Source organism: Sphingomonas pseudosanguinis, assembly GCF_014196255.1.
In the GTDB taxonomy this organism is placed as follows: Bacteria; Pseudomonadota; Alphaproteobacteria; order Sphingomonadales; family Sphingomonadaceae; genus Sphingomonas; species Sphingomonas pseudosanguinis.
In genome coordinates this window covers 1-20,373 of record NZ_JACIDH010000022.1, presented here as the reverse complement: position 1 = coordinate 20,373, position 20,373 = coordinate 1, and the positions used below count along the sequence as shown (strand labels likewise).

Here is a 20,373-nt window from a genome sequence, read left to right as displayed (position 1 = left end):
ACTCTCCTATCGGGCGGCATCCCGCAGCTGCATGGTCAACGACACCAGCACGCGGTCGGTCGGCCGCTGGCGATCGAGCAACAGCGCACGGTCCAACGGCTTGGCATAGGCGACGTCCAGCACCAGCCGGTTGGGCAGCGACAGGCGGATACCGCCGCCTACGCTGTTGAAATTGCGCGGTCCCTCGATCGCGGTCCGGTCCAGGTTACGCAAATACAGATGATCGTAAAAGCCATAGAACTGCGTGCCCAGCCCCGACACCACGGGCAGATCGGCGCGCAGCTCGGCCCGCCCACCCAGCGCACGGTCGCCGCTGTTGGAACCCGGATCGTAACCGCGCCCGATCGTCAGGCTGCCCAGCGCGAACTCCTCGTAATTCAGCAGCGGCCGGTCAGCCCATTGCACCTGGCCGATGCCCGCGATGCTGAAGATCGGCCCCAGATTGAGCGTGGCGTCCATCACGCCGCGCACCACCCAGGCCTCCGCACTGCCATCCAGTCGCGAGGTCAGCTGGCCGCTCTGGAAGCCGCGCTCGCTGGCGTTCAGGATGCCCAGCCCCTTTCGCACCTCGCCCGAGGCGGCGAGCGCCAGCCAGACATTGCCGTTGCGGTCGAGGAACTGGCGATCGGCGTCCAGCCCGACGAACAGCACGCGCAACCGGTCGCGGGTCAGCGTGACCGAGCGGTCGCCCGAACCGACGCGCGAGACCTGATCGATGAAATCGAACCCGCCGCGCGCCCGCGCATTGGCGCGCAACGAACGGATCAGCGGCTGGGTCACGTCGAACCCGGTGATCAGCGTGTTGGTGCGCAGGTCGAGCGAACCCAGATCGGGCCGCGACCAGGCATAGGTACCGCGAATGCCGAAGCTGGTGCCGCTGTCGTTCAACTGGAACACATGACCGCCCTGGACGATCTGCTGCTCCTTGAAATCGGCGGTGCTCGACAGGCCCAGATAGGTCAGGTCGCTGAGGCCCGTCAGGCCATAGATCTCGCCGCGCGCATAGAGCGTCTCGCGCCCCAGCTGGCGCGCATTGTAGTTCTGCGCATTGGCATAGAGCGCGAAACGCCGCGAGCTGACGGTCAGATCGCCGATCACCGTGCCCCGCTCGCCACCCGACGGACGCAGCGACAAGGCGACGTCGAGACCGGGCAGGTCGCCGGTCAACAGCAACAGCCGCTCGGCCTCGCGCTCGTTGAGCGGGTCCATCGCCTTCAGCGCGTCGATACGGCGGCGCAGCAGCGCCTCATAGCGCCCCGCCTCGCCGCGCACACGGACATCGACGATGCGCGCGGTCACGACCTGAAGGCGCAGCACGCCGTCATTGATCTCCTGCGCCGGAATCTGGACCGAGGCGATCCAGCCCCCACGCCGCAACGCGGCATTGGCAGCATCGCGCACGTCGCAGATCACCTTGATCGGCTGGTCCCCCTGCGGCGCCTCCAGCCCGGCCAGCGCCTCGGCGATCTGCGGCTGGAGCGGCGAGCCATCGGGCCGACTGAACGCGACCGAGCGGATCGTCAGGCGCAGCGTCGATTCGTCGAACGGGCAGTTGGACACGGGCACCGCGCCCTGCGCATCGACGCGCGCGGTCGACTCGGTGCGCGGCTGTGGAGCCGGCGGCGTCACCTCCTGCCGGGTCGGCAGCTGCGGCGTCGTCACCTGCGCCATGGCGGTGGCGGGCAGGGTCAGCGCGACCAACCCGCCCAGCATCTTCATTCGTTCGGCAACCCGCGTCCGCAACTCGTCTACTCCCCCTTGTCATCGGTCCCGACGGTCTCCCTGGCGCCACCGCTCCTTCCGCGCCCAGGTCGTCCTTATCCGCCGTCCCGCGATCGTCAGTCCTCGGCCTCGTAATAGATGTGCGTCAGCCGCCATCCGGCCGCGCCGTGCGTGAACTCCATATCGCCGAAGCGGAACCGGTCCGCCGGCATCTGCGGATCGCGCCTGGGCACCGGCGTCGCCGCCAGCATCGCCCGCTGACTGCGCCCCGCATCATCGACGCCATCGGGCTGGGCGAGCAGCCTGGCGAGCACCGGCGGCACTTGGTCGGGCGTCAGCCGCTTGACCGGCGCATCGTCCAGTTCGCCACGCTGCGTCACGATCGGCGCGCTCAGCCTGGCGATCCCCGCCGCATCATGGGCGAGTACGGCCTTGCGGAATGTCGTCCAGAAACCCGGCAGTGTCCTGGCCGCCTGCGAAACGGCGGCGGCATTCGCCTTGGCCGATCGGGGCGCAATAGCCCGCGCCCCGACGCTGCTTGCAAGCAGCCCGGAGGATGTCAGACCCCATATCCCGGCACGCACCAGAATAGCGTTTCGCAATCAAAACCCCTTTCTGATTGCCCCTGGCCTCATCTGTCTTGTCGTCGACTGCTCACAAGACATAATGATGACGCCAACAGAACGAATGTGCGCCCGCGCCGATCCATCGCATCTGGATAAAATAGGTTAGCCCCGGCGGTGTTTGTTCACGCATGGCTCGGACAACGCCGTCCGTCACCACGCACCCAGATGCTCTTCAAAAAGCGCATGCCCGCAACCGCGCCACACCGGCGATACCCTTGCGCCGGAAGCGCCCGCCCTGCCCTCTCACGATCCCACCGCCTCGCCAACCGGCAGCGCAGCGGGTGTCGTCCCGGTCCCATCGAAACGATAGCTGAGCGCATCGCCCGCCATCTCGACCGTGATCACCCCCACCTCTTCGCCGCGCATCCGCCGTTCGAGCAGTGCGATCGACATATCGGGCAGCAGGCTGTTGGTCAGGATCGCGTCGATCATCCGCCCGCCCGACGCCGCTTGGGTGCAGCGTGCGACGATATGGTCGACCACCGCATCGTCGATGGTCAGGACGATGCCGTGCTGCTCCGCGACGCGCCGCACGATGCGGTTCAGCTGCAACCGGACGATCCCGGCCAGTACCGGCTTCGACAGCGGGTAATAGGGCAACACCAGCAACCGCCCGAGCAGCGCCGGCGGAAACACCTTGAGCAGTTCGGGACGCAGCGCCTCCGCCAGTCCGTCCGGGGTCGGCGCCAGTTCCTCGTCCTCGGTCAGCGTGGCGATCAGATCGGTGCCGACATTGCTGGTCAGCAGGATGATCGTGTTGCGGAAATCGATATGCCGCCCCTCGGCGTCGTTCATGAAGCCCTTGTCGAACACCTGGAAGAAGAGTTCGTGGACGTCCGGGTGCGCCTTTTCGATCTCGTCGAGCAGCACCACCGAATAGGGGCGGCGGCGCACCGCCTCGGTCAGGACGCCGCCCTGACCATAGCCGACATAGCCCGCCGGCGCGCCCTTCAGCGTCGAGACGCTGTGCGCTTCCTGAAACTCACTCATGTTGATGACGATCATCGAATCGTCGCCCGAGAACAGCAGTTCGGACAGCGCATGCGCGGTCTCGGTCTTGCCCACGCCCGAGGGGCCGCAGAGCATGAAGACGCCGACCGGCTTGTCGGGATTGTCGAGCTTGGCGCGCGAGGTCTGCACCCGCCGGGCGATCGCGTCCATGGCGTGGTCCTGACCGATGACCCGGTCCTTCAGCGCATCGGCGATGGTCAGGACGCTCGCGATCTCGTCCTTGACCATCCGGCCGACCGGGATGCCGGTCCAGTCGCCGACGACCGCCGCGATCGCGTCGCCATCGACCATGCCGAACACCATCGGCGCATCCCCCGCCGCCGCGCGCGCCGCCGCCAGTGCGGTGTCGAGCGCGGCCGCATCGCCCCCCTCGCGCGCGACGCGGACCTGTTCCAGCGCGTCCTTTTCCTGCGCCCAGCGCGCCTCGACCGCCTCGACCTCGGCGCGCGCCTCGGCGATCGTCGCGTCCAGTTCGGCGATGCGTTCGTCCCGGCGATAGCGCGCATCGGTCTCGCGCTGGACGATGCCACGCTCGACCTCCAGCAGTTCCAGGCGGCGGCGGCGATCCTCGACCACCGCCGGCGTCGCATGCTGCGACACCGCCACGCGCGCCGCCGCCGTGTCGAGCAGGCTGACCGCCTTGTCGGGCAATTGCCGCGCGGGCACATAGCGCTGCGACAGGGTGACCGCCGCCGCGACCGCCTCGTCGAGGATGACGACGCCGTGATGCGCCTCCATCGCGGGCATCACCGAACGCAGCATGGCGATCGCTACATCCGCCTCCGGCTCCGCGACATCGACGACCTGGAAACGCCGGGTGAGCGCGGGGTCCTTCTCGAAATATTGCCGATATTCGGCATAGGTGGTCGCCGCGATCGTGCGCAGCCGGCCCCGCGCCAGGGCGGGCTTCAGCAGATTGGCGGCATCGCCCGTCCCCGCCTGTCCCCCCGCGCCGATCAGCGTATGCGCCTCGTCGACGAACAGGATCACGGGCGAGGCCGCGCCCTCCACCTCGTCGATCACCTGGCGCAGCCGCTTCTCGAACTCGCCCTTCACGCCGGCGCCCGCCTGCATCAGCGTCACGTCGAGCGAACGCAGCGTCACGCCGGTCAGCGCAGGGGGCACGTCGCCATCGGCGATCCGTCGCGCCAGCCCCTCGACCACCGCCGTCTTGCCGACGCCCGCCTCGCCCACCAGGATCGGGTTGTTCTGCCGCCGCCGCATCAGCACGTCGATCAGCTGGCGGATTTCGGCGTCGCGACCGACCACGGGATCGATCTCGCCCGCCGCCGCGCGCGCGGTCAGATCGACCGAATAGCGGGCCAGCGCCTCGCCGACCGGCGCCGGGCCGGAGGCCGGGGGTGTGGCTCCGCCGCCCCCCGCCTCGACCGCCGGCGCGGTGCTTTCGCGCGAGGGCGCGACGATCGCCTCGAACTCGCGCGCCAGACGGTCCGCCGAAACCTTGCGCCACTCGTTGCTGGTCGCGAACAGCGCGCTGCGCAGCGTCGCGGTCTTCAGCATGCCATAGAGAAGATGCCCGGTCCGCACCTTGCCCGCGCCGAACTGCAGCGAGGCATAGAGCCAGCCCTTCTCGATCGCCTCCTCGACCTGCGGCGCGAAATCCGAAATTGCCGAGGCCCCGCGCGGCAATATGTCGAGCACCCCGACGATGTCGCGCGCCAGCGCCGCCTCGTCGATCCCGAACGCCGCCCGGATCGCGGCGACATCCCCGGTCGCATCCTGGACGAGCAGGTGCAGCCAATGGACCAGCTCGACATAGGGGTTGCCCCGCATCCGGGCGAAACCCGTGGCGGACTCGATCGCCTGAAGCGCCGTCGCATCGAGACGACCGAACAGGGCGGTACGGCTGATATCGGTCATGCTGATCCTATTGCTGGGGGAAGAAAATTCGAGGAGACACGCTCCAATCAGGATTGCGCACTTATGCCTCGAACTGAGTGCTTGAGATCATCGTCCATTCAACGCCCGACGAATTTGCGCGATGTTGATCGCTCTAGCATCGAGGGCACGGCGAGATGCGGCGTCATCAATCAGCAGTGTATTGTTCGATCGGTCCCATTCTACGATGATCGGCACCGTCTCTTCCGCCTCACGTGAATAGCTACGAAACACGATGCCCAATTTGGGCATGACTGCTGTCGAGACAAACCCAACCGCTAGCGGACCACCGCACGTCTCAAATTCGTACTCGCCATAGCCTAACGTAGGGATCAGCATCGTCTCGTCACCCTGTTTCATGGCTACGAAACAACCATTTCGTTTGGCGTCAGGCATGCTACCTTCGCCCGTCACCAGTGTTGCGACAGTCTGGTTTCCATCGATGACAGCGAAAGATTGAGTCGAATCGACGCGAATTTGGGTCATCTTTTGCCTGGCAGCCTCGTCCTCGACCGCCTTGATCGCGTCGGTCGACGCAGGACCAGACAGGCGCAAGCCGGCCGGATGACCACCGCGCCCCGCCTGACAATTCCCCGCCAACAGCCCCATGCCCATGGCGATCCGGTCGGCAGTATCGCCAGACTTGACGGACAGCCCTCCGATGCTTCCGGATGCCTTGACGGCGAACAGGTCGTTGCCGTCGATCGTCTCTGCGGCGATATTTCCCGCATCCGACCAGTCGATCGCAGCCCGCCCCTTCGTCGTGATCAACGTCGAAACGCAAGGCCCTTTGGCGACCAGATCCACGATCGGCGCGCCATCCCATGTCGCGGATTCGCGCAGATTTCGCCGCAAGACCAGTAAGGCGCGCGCGTTCATCGCCTCGCCATCGGCCGCGGCCATCGCGATGGCGGATGGACGAAGGGCATGGGCCGCTTCGCCGCCCATGGAGAGGGCAAGCGTCAGACAAAGTGCGCCCCCCGTCATGCACAGCCTCGAAAATGTGCGTCCGGCGTACATCCTATCAACTCTGACAGCTGTCGATCATCACCGACAGGCCACCGTTCAGCCGGGCGGCCGCATTACCCACGGGCTCGGGTCGCGGCGCCTCAGGCACGCTGATCGCGTGCACCACAGAGCCGTCGTCGAGTTCGATGACTTGGCGCTCGCCATCCGTACGCGGCGCGAAATTGCCGATCTGCTTCAGGTCGAGCACGGTCACGCCATCCTTCGACGTCAGGGCAAGATGACAACGGTCTTGCAGGCGCGCTTCGGAGATCGGTTTGCCATCCACCTGGCCTACGGCAACCAAGATGTCGCGCAGAACGGTCATGCCCGTCGCATTCGTCCGATCGATCGTCTGGCCATTTTCCGGCATGGGGTCCGCCACTTCGGATGAGCCTGCGGGCGCGATCGATGGCGATGCCATCGGTGCGATCTCGGACCTTTCGGCGGTGCTCGTATTGCTGGCACCACTTGGCTGAACCCCACAGGCACCCAGCGCCCCCGCGAACAGAAGCGCCACGCTACGATTCCAGCTCATTTATACTCTCCATAAAGGAATAATGCCGCTTCCGCCGCGCGTCGCGCCACCAAACTTCTGATCAGCTCTCCTCGTGAATAGACGTAACGCTTTATTTCCATCATTGCGTCATGAACAAGCCCCTCGTTCACAAAGGCCGTCGTCTTGCGCCATCCACCGCCGGGATTGTAAGCATAGGAAACCAAGGCATCGAATTCATGCTGATGGAGCGGCACCTTGATAGAACGCTTCACGAGGTTTTCATATTGGGGTACGATATGTGCCAGCAGGCCTTGTTGCTGGACGTCCGTCAGATCGATGAGGTTCTTATTGTTCCGGACGAATTCCGCTGCAGCGCTGCCGGACTTGCCGGCACCGAACGATGCAGTGTGTGCGATGGCGGCCGGCACCTCGATGGTTTCCAAATCCCGCTGGACGGTCGCACTGCTTCGATCTTTCATATCGTAGCCTAGCCCGATGGTGACGCCGCTACCGGTACTGGGATGATGGAGACGATTGCTTTTGCCGCGTTGCGCCTCATGGTCGAATATGAATTTTCGACCCAACCGGGAAACTTGCACGCGGGCGACTGCCATGGCGCCGCCGCTGGGCATCGGGCGATGCCGCGCGCGATCCGCCGCGTCGCTGACCGGCTTCCCCAGTCCGTCGGGGCGTCGTGCCGGCGGTCGAGGCGCCCGGTCAGCGCCGGTGTCCTTATCGGCCGATAGCGCAGCATTGGTAATCGGACCAACGATCCCATCGGCGGGATAGAGTCCTTGGCGGCGCTGATAGGAGCGTACGGCCCGTTCGGTCAAAGGGCCGAAGATTCCATCCGTCTGCAAACCTGGTTGATACGGGTGCAACTTCTGCTGAAGCGCCTTCACCGCATCGCCACGCGCGCCTTGTCTGAGGATCATGACGTCATTCTCCCACAAGCACCAAGACCAAGCTCCTTCGAACTCACCCCCCACGCCCCCGTCGCAGATGCGCGTCACGCCTAACCTCATCCCCGCCGCCGCCCAGCCATCCCGACCAGCCCAGCCGCGTGCGCCCGTCCAGCCGTGCCGCTGGCGCGTGGTCGGCAGGGGTTTCGAGCGCCACGTCCCATTCCAGATGGCTGGGGGCGAAGGCGTCGAGCGCTTCGGACAGGATGGCGAAGCGTTTGCCGCCGGGCAGCAGCGCCTCGTAATCGGCGCGCGAGCGGGCGCGGATGACCACGCGGAAGGCGTCGGAGGCGACGCGGGTGCGGCGGCCCAGCACAAGCCCCTCGCCGAACCCGCTGAACTGGCGGCCGAGCCGGGTCTGGTCCTCCGGCTCGATGTCGCGCCAACGCGGCTGATATTCCAGCACGCGCACGCTCTGGCCGAGCAGATGGGTCAGCGCATCCTCGATCGCGCCGGCGCTGCGCCGCCCGGCGAACAGCGCAGCATAATGAAGCCGGGCATGGGCGGGAAAGGCGCCGTCCGCCTTGGCCCCTTGCGTCGCGCCGGTCAGCCGCGCAGCCTGTTCGGCGAAGCGGTCGTCCTGCGGGCGGTCGGCCTGCGCCGCCGGCTGTGAATCCGCCCAGGCGCGGTAGAAGAATTGCAGCATCCGCCCGGCCAGCACATCCAGCCAGCGACCAAAGGGCTGTTGCCGGGCATAGCGGCGCTCGAAAGCGGCGAACTCGGTCAGATGCTGGGGCAGCGGCCCCATCGGCCCGGTCAGGCCCAGCCAGTGCCCCTCCACCCGCGCCCGCCCGTCTTTCACCGCGACGCCGGCCAATGTCGAGTCCGGAAAGGCGAGCGTGGGCACCTGCGCCAGATCGGCGATGCTCTGCGCCGGCCGCCGGGCGCGGCCGATGCGCGGCAGATGCGGCGCGCGCGCCTCCGCCCCGCGCGCGATGGGGAACAACCCGTGCCGCTTGGTGTCCGCCGCCGCGGCCGCTAGGAAGCTCAGATGGTCGGCCGGCGACCGATCCTCAGCGGCCATCGCTGAAACTCCCCTTCATTGACGCTGGCGACATGGGTTTCGGTAAAGGCGTTGATGCTGGCGAATTCGGCCAGGAAGCGCTCCAGCACCGCCGAGAACAGGAATTTGCGTTCCTTGTCGAAGGCCTTGTCGTCCAGCGTGACATGGATGCGATGCCCGCGCGCGATCGCCATCCGGTCCATGCCGGGCACGCGCCGCGCGATGCGGGTCGAGCGGATCGCGGTGACGCCGTCGATCTGGCGGCGCGCATCGGCGTCGTCGGGGCGGCCATAGAGCGCCAGATGATCGCGCAGCACCTGCGGATCGCTGCCCTCCTCGGGCGCGATCGTCATGTAATTGGGGGTCAGATGACCGATCACCCGCCAGGCCGCATCGCCCATGCCCAAAGGCGGCTGCGGCCGGGTCGGCGCGCGCAGCACCGTCACCGCGCGCGCGGGCACGCCCGAGACGGTGAAATGCTGGTCGCCGCGAAAGGTCAGCAGCTCGGGCAGCTCGCGATTGGTGACCAGCGCGCGCACCGCCAGTTCGTCGACCTCGTCCAGCCTTGCGGGGTCCGAGGGCGCGGTCAGGCTGAGCCAGGTCTCGGTGCCGGTATATTCGCCGCGCCGCCGCAGGCGCTGCTCGCGCGTCGACAGGCGGCGTGGACGCAATTGCGTCGTGTAGAACAGCGCGTCGCTCCAGTCGTAGAGCAGCGCGCCATAGGCATAGAGCGGCGCGACGGTGCGCGGCGCGACGCCATTGGCGCCGTAGGCCTGCACGTCGAGCACCCGGAACACCTCATAGTCGAGCGGCCGGGCGCGATCGGGGACGACATGATGTTCATGCTCGAACCGCGAACGGCGGACGCGCCCCAGCTGCTTTTCGAACAGGTTGATCGCGGGCGTTGCGAACAGGTGGAAATTGGCGGGTGCGACCGCATCGTGCAGGACCGGCGACGACCGGTCGAACAACAGCACCACGTCGCACGCCTTGGGACTGGTGCGGAAGGCGCGGTCGAGGCCGGGCAGGTCGACGAACAGGAAGCGTTCGGGACAGGCGAAATATTCGCTGAGCAGACGATAGCCACGAAACGAGCGCAGCTCGGCGGGCAGCAGCGCCTGATCATCGGCAAAGCCGACCTGTTCGGGCTGGGGCAGCCTCACCCACCCCTCGGCGCCCGCCGCCGCATCCGCCGATCGCGCGACGACGGCCATCGTCTCACCGACGATCTGGCGATAGAGTTCGCCCGGCACCGCCTCCGACCCCGCGAGATAAAGCGGCAGCGATTTGGGCAGGATTTGCGGCAGGCTGGCCCCCGCCGTCGCCTCGAACCGGATGCGCAGGCCCGCCTCGGCGCGGACATTGGCGGCCCCGGCAAAGGGCGCGACCGCGACGCGGCTGGCCAGATATTCGACCTGGGTGATCTTCAGCGGCCAGAGCGTCACGTCATGGCCGGTGCGGAACTCCACGCTCGCCCCGCCCTGCTCGCCCGCCGCCGCGATCAGGGGCGTACCGCGCGGCACGGCATGGCCCTTGATCAGGACGGGATCGCCCTCCTTGGGCTCGAAGCCGGCGATGCACATGGACGGGGTCGGCGCCAGATAATGCGGCTGGACCGCGTGCAGCAGATGCTGGGTAAATTCGGGATATTGATCCGCGATCTTCAGCTGGACGCGCGCGCCCAGGAACGCGACCCCCTCCAGCAGGCGCTCGACATAGGGGTCGGGATCGGTCGGGGTCTTCAGGCCCAGCCGGCCCGCGACCGATTCATGCTCCTCGCCGAACGCGCGGGCCTCCTCGCGCAAATAGGCGAGTTCGTCATTGTAGAAGCGCAGCAGCCGGGGATCGATGCCGGCACTACTCACGGACGTTCACCGTCGCCGTCTCCGCCTCCACCTCGGTCCGGAACTTGACCGCGATCGCCTCGGCGGCGGCCGCGATGTCGCCCTGGATCATGAAGTGCAGCGCATGGGGTTCGTCCTCATCCTCGATCGGATCGACGGTCAGGCCGTCGCGCGACAGGCGCGGCTCGAACAGCCGGATCGCGCGGCGGATTTCGCGCGCCCGCGCCAGCACCGCGCGCCGGTTGAGCACGCGCCCCGCCAGATCGGTCAGCCCATAGTTGAGCACCGACTCGGCGACATGCGGATAGCGTTCCAGATCGACCAGCGATTCCAGATTGGTGGTGTTGAACAGCCAGGCCAGATCGCGCCGGATCGTGGCGCGCAACGCCGCCTCGTTGAACCGCTCCAGCCGGGGCACCGAATAATAGCGGAAATTCTCGCGGCTGATCTCAGGCGCCTCGTCGCTCATGTCGCGCATGCCCGAGATTTCGAGATCGGCGACCAGCTTGTCGAACAAGGTGGGGGTCAGGCGCTGGGTGACGGGCATGGCCGGCCTCAGTCGAAACGCAGCTGGCGGAGCGACAATAGGCCATGCTCGCCGCCGTCCGACGTCATCAGCAGTCGTTGGCCGACACCGATCTCGCCGCCCTGCCCGTCATCGCGCCAGTCGGTCGCGCGGGCCAGCGCGTGGTCCGCGTCCAGCGCGGCCGGATCGCCGATGATCGGATAGCGGGTCGGCAGCAGCGCGGCGATGCGCGGGCCGGTCTTCAGCGTGAGTTCGACCGGATACCAGACGAGATCGCGCAGGTCGCGCGGCCCCTCGCTGACCATCACCGCGATGTCGGAAAAGGGAAGCAGCCCGTAACGGCCGCCGATGATCGCCTCGATCATCGGGCCGACGCGCGAATCCGCGTCGGCGATCCATGCGATCGGCGTGTCGTTGAACGAACCGGGAGTGTCGGGGGCGGCCGCGAACGCCGTGTCGCGCAAGGCATCGGCCTCGTCGACCCTGCCCTGCGTGGACAATTGCAGCGCTTCGGCGATCTGCAAGGACCAGTCCGGTGCCTCGCCATGAATATCGGCACGCACCGTGCCGGCAAAGACGTCGGCGCGGACGCGTTCCGCCGCGATCGCCTGTCCGTAGACGACCGACAGCATCTGCGCCTCGGGCGACAGGCTGGCGAGCGTCGTCAATTGCGTGGCCGCCTTGTCCCATTCGCCGGCCAGCGCCAGCAACTGGAACAGGAACAGCCGGGTCTTGGCATCGCCGGGGGCGGTCCGGGCGGCCTCCACCAGTGCGCGGCGCGCACCGGCGAGGTCGCCGGAGCGGAGCAGGGCGTCCGCGTCGGTCATCATCACTCCTGGATCGAGAGGGCCAACGCGAACGCCCCGTACCGGACGTCGCGGCGGGTTTAGCCCGCTTCGTTCTGACGGATGTCGTAGTAAGCGGTGACGACGCCGCCGTCCTTGCCGCCCTGTTCGTTCTGCGCCTGATAGTCGAAGGTCACCTTCGCGCAGTTGAACGTCACCGACTCCATGATCGAATCGCCGCCCGACGCGCCATTGTTATGGATGTCGGAGACGATCACGTCCTCGAGACGGATCTTGTAATAGGTCAGCGGCGCATTGCCGTCGCCGGCCTTCTGCGAATAGATGATCGCTTCCTTAATGTGCTTGCCCGAGGCGCAGGCCTTGAACAGCAGCGGCGACGACTTGTCGACTTCCTTCTGGATGCGGATGTCGGAGATTTCGGCCTTGCCCGAACCGCCACCGGCGCCGCCGGTATGGAACGAACCATGCTGCACCGCGCCGAAGTCGAACGAGATGATATCGATCTCGTTCGCGTGGTTCTTCTTGCGCGACTCGCCGTTGATGCCGTCAATTTTCAGGAAAAGGTCGACTGCCATGAGATTTCTCCCTCTCTTTGGTCGTGGTCAGATGGAATTTCCGATCATCCCGACGTCTTGGGCAGGCGCGACACCATGCTGAGCGCCACATCCATGCCTTCCAGCTGGTAGTGCGGGACGAACATGAACTTGCCTTTGTAGTAACCCGGATTTTCCTCGTCCGGGATGACCTCGATCTTCGCCTGCTTCAACGGCAGGCGTGCCTTGGTCTCCTCATTGGAGGTCGTGGGCGAGCCATCGACATATTGCAGGACCCAGTTGTTCAGGTCGCGCTGCAACTGGTCGGCCTCGCGCGATCCGCCCACCCAGTCGCGCACCATGCACTTCAGGTAATGGGCGAAGCGGCAGCTCGCGAAGATATAGGGCAGACGCGCGGACAGGTTGGCGTTCGCGGTCGCCTCCTTCTTGTCATAGGTCGCGGGCCGGTGAACGGTCTGCGCGCCGATGAAGGTCGCCTGATCGGTGTTCTTGCGATGGACCAGCGCCATCAGCCCGGCCGAGGACAGCTCCGCCTCGCGCCGGTCCGAAATCGCGATCTCGGTCGGGCATTTGTAATCGATCCCGCCCTCATCGGTCGGGAAGGTCGCGGTCGGCAGTTCCTCGACGGTGCCGCCCGACTCGACGCCGCGGATGCGCGTCGTCCAGCCATAGGTATTGAACGCCTCGGTGATGCGCGTGCCCATCGCATAGGCGGCGTTCAGCCAAAGATGCGCGTCATGCTCGCCGCCGGTATCCTCTTCGAAGTCGAACTCGTCGACCGGCTCGCTCTTGGCGCCATAAACCGGCCGCCCCAGGAAGCGCGGCAGCGCGAGTGCCAGATAGCGGCTGTCCTCCGACTTGCGGAACGAGCGCCACGCGGCATAGTCGGTCGCGTCGAACAGCTTGCCCAGATCGCGCGGATTGGACAGCTCGGTCCAGCGGTCCATGCCCAGCAGCGCGGGCGCAGCGGCGGCGATGAATGGCGCATGGCTGGCCGCGCCGATCCGCGACAGCCCGCGCATGACCTCCAGATCGGCGGCCGAATGGTCGAAATAATAGTCGCAGACGAATGCGCCATAAGGCTGCCCGCCCAGCTGGCCGAATTCCGACTCGTAGATCTTCTTGAACAACGGGCTCTGGTCCCAGGCCGCGTCGCGATACTGGCGGAACATCCGCCGGCATTCTTCCTTGGACATGTTCATCACGCGGATTTTCATGTCCTTACCGGTCGAGGTGTTCATGACGAGATATTCGAGACCTCGCCAGGCCGACTCGAGCTGCTGGAACTCGGGATGATGGATGATCTTGTTGATCTGTTCGGTCAGCTTGCGGTCGATCGCCGCGCGCATCGCATCGACCGTGGCGAACACATCGCCCCCGATCACCTGCGCATTTTGCAGCGCCTGTTCGGCCAGCGTCTGCACCGCCGCCTCGATCCGAGTCTTGCGCTCGTCATTGGCGGGGCGGAACTCCTTTTGCAGGAGCGCCTGGAATTCGGAAAGCTCGCCCTCAGCCTCGGCGGGGGCGGCGGCGTCGGTCTGTCTCAGCGCGTCTTGAGCCATGGGTCGCTCCGGAATTGAGGTGGGGGATCAGGCCTGGACCGGCGGCGTGCCGGCATCGTCGTTCGAAGCATGCTGCTCCGCCGCGTCGCCGCGCGCGGCCGACAGCGCCTTCAATAGCGCCGGGTCCTTCAGCACCTTGTCGAGCAGGTCCTGTGCGCCATGCTTGCCATCCATATAGGACAGCAGATCCTCCAACTGGGTCCGCGCCTCGAGCAGCTTGGCCAGCGGCTCGATATTCTTGGCGATCTCGCCGGGCGAAAAATCCTTCATCGATGCGAAGGTCAGGTCGACGCCCAGCTTGCCCTCGCCCGACAGCGTGTTGTCGACGGCGAAGGCGACGCGCGGGGCGATCGCCTCCATCCGCTGGTCCATATTGTCCATGTCGAAATCGACGAACTCGCGAACCTCGGCGGCCTTCTTGTCCTTCAGGCTCTTGCCCGACAGATCGGACAGCACACCCATGACGAACGGCAGCTCGATCTTCTGGCGCGCGCCATAGGTTTCGACTTCATATTCGATATGGACGCGCGGCTTGCGGTTCTCGCGAATGAAGCGCTGACCGCTCTTGATAGCCATGACTGCCTCCCTGTTTCACTTTCGGCTAGAGCGCCGAACGCGCATCGTTACGGGTAAGTTTCAATCGCTACATCAAATCGGAGGACGAGCCGCCGGAGTCCCGTGCCATCAATACGGCACTGGCCTCATTGCCACTACCCGGCGCTATGTCCTTCAGAATCTCCATGAAGTCCATGGTAATCCATGACTTTATTCGCTTCAACCCGATCGGGATCGGACTTGATGGTTCAGAGCGTGCATAATATGCGATGATCTGATCGATCGATTTGGCGACATCCTCGCGATTGTTGATGCGCCCGGCAACGAAACCAGCGGAATTTGACTGCGATGCTTGTGGTGAAACTTCACCTATGTTGGTAATTACTTCGTCATCATGGGTCGCACCGGTGAACGGTGCCAGCGCACGGGTGATCGTGCGCAGCACGTCATAGGTCGGCTCGAAATTCGTCCCCGTCTCGCCGATCGCGCTGGCGCGGTCCGACAATACGGCATCGGCGCGCCGGATCGCCGCCTCGATCCGGGTCAGCCGCGCGACGGCCGCCTCCAGCACATCGACCGGCGTGTCCGCGACCGCCGCGCGGAACGGACCATAGCCCGGCTCGCTCGTACCGCCCTCGGCAAAACGCTCCAGATCGGCGCCCGAAAAGCTGCCCAGCCGCGCGTGCTGGATCAGCGGCACGCGGCGCAGCGGCCCCAGAAACTCGCCGATCCGTACCAGCGACTCGCATGCGCCGCGCCGCCCCTGGATGCCATATTCCGCGATCGTCGGATGCGCGTCGGTCCACATCCGCTCGAACAGATCGGCGAGCAGCGTCGCGCCCGACTCGACCGCCTCGAGGTCACCACTCTGCGCGCCGGCACGCATCCAGTAGATGGCGAGCCAGACGTCGCGCGTCTCCTGCGCCTGAGCGACGGTCAGCGCGATGGTGCGCGGCCAGTCGACCTCTTCGCCGTCATCGGCAAAGGCCTGTTCGATCGCCTGGCGGCCATTGTCATAGGACAGGTCCGGCCCGGCCGGCGCGTCGAGCGACAAGGGCTGCGACAGGGTGTCGATATCGGGTGCCATGCCCGTCGCCCCGCTTAGCGGATCAGTTCCGCCTCGACCCGCCGGTTGGCGGGATCAGTCACCGCATGGCCCGGCAGCGGCGCGGAATAGCCTAGCCCCCGCGCCTGCAACCGGCTGCGGTCCACACCCAGGCTGGCGAGATAATCCGCCACCGCCTGCGCACGTCGCGACGACAGCGACTGGTTGAGCGCGCGACCCCCGCGCAGATCGGTATGCCCCTCGATCAGGAAGCGGCGATCGCGCAGTTCGGGCATCTGCAGCGAGCGGGCGAAGACCTGCGCCGCCTCGCGCCCTTCTTGTGTCAGCTGGTCCGAATTGAGGTGGAAGCCGATCATCAGGTCCGCACGCGGCCGGGCGACGCCGGTGCCGGCCGCCGGCATCGGGGCCGCTGCGCTGTAGCCCGACGCCCTGTTGGCGGCCGCGACCGCCGCCGCGCCGCCGATCCCGCGCCCGCGTCCCGGTGAGGCCGCCGCCGCGCGCCGCTCCGGCCCGCGCGTCGATACCGCCCGGGCGGCGGGGGTGGCGGATGGGTTCGCTTCGGCGATCGGCCGGGCGAGGCGGAAGCCCTTGGTGGCGGGCGCGTCGCGAGTCGCCTGCGGCGCCTCGACGCCGTCGCACTTGCCGGCAAAGGTGCAGAGATAGCCCTCGACCGTCGGGCGATCGCCGCCACGCTGTTGCGCGGTCGCGCCACCGGCGATCAGGATCACACCCGGCAGGGCCAGGGTCAGCAGCAGCTTCGTACGCATCGACACCTCTTTGCTTTTGCTCACCTAAGGGGAAAGTCTACTGACCCATAACGCGCAGCACAAGCCATTGTGGCAGCATCAAGGCAAATAGCGCGGTAACCATAATGGTCCGATCTGACCCTATGGGACTTGCTCTATGCTAAACACGTTGAACCATTGTCCTATCGGGATCGCGGCATTACTCTTGGCCATGCCTGCCCTGATCCGGGCGGGTTGGATGGGAGTTTCAGGTGGCGGAATCGACGCAGCGCCTGACACAGATGTCGATCGACGTCGGTGATGAGCAGGTCGTTCTTGAACGGATCGAGGGCAGCGAACGGCTCGGGCGCCCCTTCACCTATCATGCGGACATCATCTCGCCGCTGGAGATCGATCTCCAGCCGCATCTCGGCAAGCCCGCCGCGCTCGCCGTGCTGGAGGATGAGGAGCTGCTGCGCCGGTTCCACGGGCTGGTCACCGCCGGTGAATATGTGAAGGAAACGCAGAGCGGCCATCATTACCGCCTGACCCTGCAGCCCTGGACCTATTATCTGGCGCAGAACCGCCAGATGGCGATCTTTCAGGACAAGACCGCGGTCGAGATCATCAAGCAGGTGATCGAGGGCGCCGGCATCCAGGACGTCGATTACAGCCGCCTGTCCCGCCCGCGCGTGCCGCGCGGTTACTGCGTGCAATATAAGGAAAGCGACTTCGCCTTCGTCTCGCGTCTGATGGAAGAGGAAGGCATCTATTATTCCTTCCAACATGAGGAAGATCGCCACATCATGGTGCTGTGCGAAGGTACCGCGTCGCACCAACCGGGGCGGCCGTCGCGGCTGACCTACAACGCCAACAGCGTCTCGGTCTTCACCACCAATTCCAAGTCGCGCTTCAATCGCCAGAATGATTATGTCCAAAGCTGGATGGAGCGGGTCGTCTCCACCGGCGAGGCGCGCGTCGTCACCCGCGACTTCGATTTCGAGGCCCCCGACCAGCCGCTCGCCGCCGAAGCGACGGGCCAGGGCGCGCATCCGCGCGACGACCGCGAGATCTTCATCTATCCGGGCCGCTATACCCGCGAAAAGACCGGGCGCGGCGACCAGGAACAGACGGGGCGCGAGCGTGGCCAGGCGCTGCTCGATGCGCAGCGCGCCGGGCGGCGCACCTTTACCGGCACCTCACAGGCCGCCGGGCTGACCACCGGCTACCGCGTCGATGTCGATGGCCATCCGGCGGGTCGGATGAACGCCTCCTACCTCATCACCTCCACCTTCCACTCGATCACGGCGGAAAGCTACCGTTCGGGCAAGCAGGAGGATGAGGAGCCGTTCAACGTCCGGTTCGAGGCGATTCCCGCCGACACCGCGTTTCAGCCGGTGCCCGAAACCCCGCGCCCGCGCGCCATGGGGCTGGAGACCGCGATCGTCACCGGACCGGCGGGCGAGACGATCTATACCGACGAATATGGCCGGGTGAAGGTACGCTTCCACTGGGATCGCGGCGACACGCCGGGCGAACGTTCGACCTGCTGGATTCGCGTGTCGCAGACGGGGGGCCTCGGCAATGTCATCCTGCCGCGTGTCGGGCATGAGGTGCTGGTCGACTTCCTCGACGGCGATCCCGACCGGCCGGTCGTGATGGGGCGCGTCTTCAACCGCGCGCACATGCCGGTCTATGACCTGCCCGCCAACAAGACGCGCGCGGTGTGGCGCACGCTGACCTATGGCGCGAGCGGCGACTATCCCGAAAGCGAGGCGCTCGACAGCGGGCAGAACCGCACCTCGAACGAGATCCGCTTCGAGGACAAGGGCGGCCAGGAAGAGCTGTTCATCCATGCCGAGCGCGACATGAACAGCCGCGTCCGCTTCGACGAGACGCGCCATGTCGGCCACAATCAGGGCCGCCGCGTCGGGCTGGACCGCACGACCAATATCGGCCGCGACGATAGCAAGTCGATCGGCCGCGACCGCTCGACCGGGGTCGGGCGCAACGACACGTTGCTGGTCGGACAGGTGCTGGAGATCGAGGCGGGGCAATCCCTGACCATCCGCTGTCAGAATTCGATGATCACGATCGCACCGGACTCGATCACGATCCAGTCGCCCAACATCGAAATTCAGGGCACCGCGTCCTTCAAGGTCAATTCGCCCGATGCGCGGATCAATGGCGGGGCGACATTGGTTCTCAACGGCGGGCGGACCGACATCAATCCCGATGGCGGCGCGGGTGTCGCCGACCCGAAACCCCTGTCCGCTCCCAAGGTCACGCCCGGCGGCGGCAAATAAGGGTTCTGCATCATTAGCTGGAATGACCACGCCCCGATGACGCTGACCCTGACGCTGTCGGGCGATGCCCGGCCCGAGGGCGGCACCCCGCGCGAGCTGGTGCTCGACCGGCGCGGCGCGGTGGTGGGGCGCGCGCCGGGTTGCGACTGGGCGCTGCCCGACCCGACGCGGCATCTGTCCTCGCGCCATTTCGAGATCCGCTTCGACGGGCAGCAATATCTGCTGACCGATTGTTCGACCAACGGCACGATGCTGGGCACGAGCGGCCAGCGCGTATCGGGATCGCATGTCGTACGCGACGGCGACCGCTTCCTGGCCGGCCCGTATGTGATCGAGGCGCGGCTGTCGTCACAGGGGGCAGCCCCCGCCGCTTCAGGCTGGCATGGCTGGGGCGATACGGGAAGTGCCACGCCGGCGGCCAGTGAGGCGCCCGCCGCCAGCGGCTGGGGACCGGTTCCGTCCACCGGCGGCGGTGGCGGTGGCTGGCAGCCCCAGGCCGGCCCGTCGCTCGCCCGGCCCGAGCCGCACCGCGCGGCCAGCAGCGTATGGGGTGACATTCCCGCCGCCCCCGCATCGCCGCCACGCGGCGGCTGGACGCCAGAGGCGGCGGCACCGCCTCCGCCGGTCGTATCCGCCTGGGACAGCGCCGCGCCGCCCGCCGACCCCGCCTCGCCCTGGTCGAGCGCGGCACCCGATCGGCCGCCCACTCCGTCGCCCAACGAGCTATGGGGACGCATCGCCGAGGGCAATGTCGTCGACTGGGCACGCGGCGGTTTCGGCCAGCCGGTCGAGCGACCGCGCGATCCGCTGGGCCTCAATCCCGAGCCGCAGGCCGCGCTTCCCCCCGAACGTCCCAAGCCCCCGGCGCCCCCGCCCGCCCCGACCGGCGCCGGCGATGCGGCGGAGTTTCTGCATGCCGCCGGCCTCGACCCTGCGCAATTCCCCGACCCCGCCGAGGCGATGCGCCGCGCCGCGCCGCTGCTCGCCAAGCTGGTCTCCGGTCTGGTCGTGATGCTGGAGGCGCGCGCGCGGGCCAAGGCGCAGCTTGGCGCGGATGCCACCGCCTTCAACCCCAGCGGCCACAACCCGCTGAAATTCGCACGCCGGCCCGAAGATGCGCTGATCGCGCTTCTTTCCGCGCCACAACCCGGTTTCCAGGCGGGCGACGAGGCGGTCGAGGATGCGTTCCGCGACCTGCAATCGCACCAGATCGCCACGTTGCGCGCGATGCAGGGCGCGCTAAAGGCCACGGTCGAACGCTTCGCCCCCGCCGCGATCGAGGCGAGCGCCGAAAAGGGCGGGATGTTGGAACGCGTCGTCCCCCTCGCCCGCGATGCCGCGCTGTGGCAGGCCTATGTGTCGAGCTTCAGCGGCGTCGCCGACGCCTCGGACGAGGCGTTCCTGGAGGTCTTCTCCAAGCATTTCAGGACGCATTACAACCAGGGTTGATCCTCCCCGGCACGGGGCGGTGGCAGGCTGCTGGCCTGACGGGGGTGGCTTCCACAGGGGATGTCGTTTCCGGCACGCCCCCTCCACCATGCTCCGCATGGTCCCCCTCCCCGTTCCGGGGAGGATTTTTTGAGTTGCGATAAGCCAAAACGCCATCCCCCCTTGTCTGATGCGACGGTGGTATGAAGGTGTTGCGGAAGGGAGCCCGTCCCCCCCGAGGGTCTGGAGCCCGATAGGGAGCAAGGGTCCCTTC

Annotated in this window: 17 protein-coding genes; 2 read left to right on the top strand and 15 right to left on the bottom strand. The window is 66.7% G+C overall.

Annotated features, from left to right (window positions below; translation table 11 throughout):
- Positions 1 to 6: 6 nt before the first annotated feature.
- The 15 genes from GGR48_RS16135 to GGR48_RS17970 all read right to left on the bottom strand — a co-directional run bounded on the left by GGR48_RS16135 (position 7) and on the right by GGR48_RS17970 (position 16,407).
- Positions 7 to 1,719 carry a ShlB/FhaC/HecB family hemolysin secretion/activation protein gene (locus tag GGR48_RS16135; RefSeq protein ID WP_206362420.1) on the bottom strand — a complete coding sequence of 571 codons (1,713 nt, stop codon included), beginning with the start codon at positions 1,717 to 1,719 and terminating at the stop codon, positions 7 to 9.
- Positions 1,720 to 1,838: 119 nt separating this feature from the next.
- Entirely contained in the window at positions 1,839 to 2,306 is a 468-nt protein-coding gene (locus tag GGR48_RS16130) for a hypothetical protein (RefSeq protein WP_221211559.1), read from the bottom strand.
- Positions 2,307 to 2,591: 285 nt separating this feature from the next.
- Entirely contained in the window at positions 2,592 to 5,240 is a 2,649-nt protein-coding gene (gene tssH / locus GGR48_RS16125; RefSeq protein ID WP_183952865.1) for a type VI secretion system ATPase TssH, read from the bottom strand.
- Between the two features lie 87 nt (positions 5,241 to 5,327).
- On the bottom strand, positions 5,328 to 6,245 hold the full coding sequence (locus GGR48_RS16120) for a hypothetical protein (protein ID WP_183952864.1): 918 nt from the start codon (positions 6,243 to 6,245) through the stop codon (positions 5,328 to 5,330).
- Between the two features lie 37 nt (positions 6,246 to 6,282).
- Entirely contained in the window at positions 6,283 to 6,801 is a 519-nt protein-coding gene (locus tag GGR48_RS16115; protein ID WP_183952863.1) for a hypothetical protein, read from the bottom strand.
- Positions 6,798 to 7,697 (bottom strand): glycoside hydrolase family protein, encoded by a 900-nt coding sequence (locus GGR48_RS17975; protein WP_206362418.1) that lies wholly within the window; start codon positions 7,695 to 7,697, stop codon positions 6,798 to 6,800. The genes GGR48_RS16115 and GGR48_RS17975 overlap by 4 nt, the downstream gene beginning before the upstream one ends.
- A 43-nt stretch (positions 7,698 to 7,740) precedes the next feature.
- Positions 7,741 to 8,748 (bottom strand): type VI secretion system baseplate subunit TssG, encoded by a 1,008-nt coding sequence (gene tssG / locus GGR48_RS16100; protein ID WP_183952862.1) that lies wholly within the window; start codon positions 8,746 to 8,748, stop codon positions 7,741 to 7,743.
- On the bottom strand, positions 8,712 to 10,592 hold the full coding sequence (gene tssF / locus GGR48_RS16095) for a type VI secretion system baseplate subunit TssF (RefSeq protein ID WP_338110479.1): 1,881 nt from the start codon (positions 10,590 to 10,592) through the stop codon (positions 8,712 to 8,714). Before tssF ends, tssG begins: the two co-directional genes overlap by 37 nt.
- Positions 10,585 to 11,118 carry a type VI secretion system baseplate subunit TssE gene (gene tssE / locus GGR48_RS16090; protein ID WP_183952861.1) on the bottom strand — a complete coding sequence of 178 codons (534 nt, stop codon included), beginning with the start codon at positions 11,116 to 11,118 and terminating at the stop codon, positions 10,585 to 10,587. The genes tssF and tssE overlap by 8 nt, the downstream gene beginning before the upstream one ends.
- Before the next feature lie 8 nt (positions 11,119 to 11,126).
- Positions 11,127 to 11,924, bottom strand: a complete 798-nt coding sequence (locus GGR48_RS16085; protein ID WP_183952860.1) for a type VI secretion system accessory protein TagJ — start codon at positions 11,922 to 11,924, stop codon at positions 11,127 to 11,129.
- Positions 11,925 to 11,983: 59 nt separating this feature from the next.
- A complete protein-coding gene (locus GGR48_RS16080) occupies positions 11,984 to 12,478 on the bottom strand; it encodes an Hcp family type VI secretion system effector (RefSeq protein ID WP_183952859.1) in 495 nt (164 codons plus the stop codon).
- 44 nt (positions 12,479 to 12,522) lie between these two features.
- Positions 12,523 to 14,019 carry a type VI secretion system contractile sheath large subunit gene (gene tssC, locus GGR48_RS16075; protein WP_183952858.1) on the bottom strand — a complete coding sequence of 499 codons (1,497 nt, stop codon included), beginning with the start codon at positions 14,017 to 14,019 and terminating at the stop codon, positions 12,523 to 12,525.
- Positions 14,020 to 14,046: 27 nt separating this feature from the next.
- The gene (gene tssB, locus GGR48_RS16070; protein WP_183952857.1) at positions 14,047 to 14,595 is read right to left on the bottom strand and encodes a type VI secretion system contractile sheath small subunit; all 549 of its coding nucleotides are present in this window, start codon (positions 14,593 to 14,595) and stop codon (positions 14,047 to 14,049) included.
- 67 nt (positions 14,596 to 14,662) lie between these two features.
- Complete coding sequence (locus GGR48_RS16065) at positions 14,663 to 15,661, bottom strand: type VI secretion system protein TssA (RefSeq protein WP_183952856.1); 999 nt, start codon at positions 15,659 to 15,661, stop codon at positions 14,663 to 14,665.
- 14 nt (positions 15,662 to 15,675) lie between these two features.
- Positions 15,676 to 16,407 (bottom strand): OmpA family protein, encoded by a 732-nt coding sequence (locus tag GGR48_RS17970; protein ID WP_206362417.1) that lies wholly within the window; start codon positions 16,405 to 16,407, stop codon positions 15,676 to 15,678.
- 260 nt (positions 16,408 to 16,667) lie between these two features.
- Between GGR48_RS17970 and GGR48_RS16055 the strand changes: the two genes are divergently transcribed.
- Entirely contained in the window at positions 16,668 to 18,671 is a 2,004-nt protein-coding gene (locus tag GGR48_RS16055) for a type VI secretion system Vgr family protein (RefSeq protein ID WP_206362416.1), read from the top strand.
- 36 nt (positions 18,672 to 18,707) lie between these two features.
- Positions 18,708 to 20,120, top strand: a complete 1,413-nt coding sequence (tagH, locus tag GGR48_RS16050) for a type VI secretion system-associated FHA domain protein TagH (protein ID WP_183952854.1) — start codon at positions 18,708 to 18,710, stop codon at positions 20,118 to 20,120.
- Positions 20,121 to 20,373: the final 253 nt, after the last annotated feature.

Excerpts from the sequence above, each read along its gene's own strand:
- GGR48_RS16115 (WP_183952863.1), bottom strand. The coding sequence starts at position 6,801 with ATGAGCTGGAATCGTAGCGTGGCGCTTCTGTTCGCGGGGGCGCTGGGT.
- tssG (WP_183952862.1), bottom strand. The coding sequence starts at position 8,748 with ATGGCCGCTGAGGATCGGTCGCCGGCCGACCATCTGAGCTTCCTAGCG.
- GGR48_RS16135 (WP_206362420.1), bottom strand. The coding sequence starts at position 1,719 with ATGAAGATGCTGGGCGGGTTGGTCGCGCTGACCCTGCCCGCCACCGCC.
- GGR48_RS16085 (WP_183952860.1), bottom strand. The coding sequence starts at position 11,924 with ATGACCGACGCGGACGCCCTGCTCCGCTCCGGCGACCTCGCCGGTGCG.
- tagH (WP_183952854.1), top strand. The coding sequence starts at position 18,708 with ATGACGCTGACCCTGACGCTGTCGGGCGATGCCCGGCCCGAGGGCGGC.
- GGR48_RS17975 (WP_206362418.1), bottom strand. The coding sequence starts at position 7,697 with ATGATCCTCAGACAAGGCGCGCGTGGCGATGCGGTGAAGGCGCTTCAG.
- tssB (WP_183952857.1), bottom strand. The coding sequence starts at position 14,595 with ATGGCTATCAAGAGCGGTCAGCGCTTCATTCGCGAGAACCGCAAGCCG.
- GGR48_RS17970 (WP_206362417.1), bottom strand. The coding sequence starts at position 16,407 with ATGCGTACGAAGCTGCTGCTGACCCTGGCCCTGCCGGGTGTGATCCTG.
- GGR48_RS16120 (WP_183952864.1), bottom strand. The coding sequence starts at position 6,245 with ATGACGGGGGGCGCACTTTGTCTGACGCTTGCCCTCTCCATGGGCGGC.
- tssH (WP_183952865.1), bottom strand. The coding sequence starts at position 5,240 with ATGACCGATATCAGCCGTACCGCCCTGTTCGGTCGTCTCGATGCGACG.
- GGR48_RS16080 (WP_183952859.1), bottom strand. The coding sequence starts at position 12,478 with ATGGCAGTCGACCTTTTCCTGAAAATTGACGGCATCAACGGCGAGTCG.
- GGR48_RS16055 (WP_206362416.1), top strand. The coding sequence starts at position 16,668 with ATGTCGATCGACGTCGGTGATGAGCAGGTCGTTCTTGAACGGATCGAG.
- tssC (WP_183952858.1), bottom strand. The coding sequence starts at position 14,019 with ATGGCTCAAGACGCGCTGAGACAGACCGACGCCGCCGCCCCCGCCGAG.
- GGR48_RS16065 (WP_183952856.1), bottom strand. The coding sequence starts at position 15,661 with ATGGCACCCGATATCGACACCCTGTCGCAGCCCTTGTCGCTCGACGCG.
- tssE (WP_183952861.1), bottom strand. The coding sequence starts at position 11,118 with ATGCCCGTCACCCAGCGCCTGACCCCCACCTTGTTCGACAAGCTGGTC.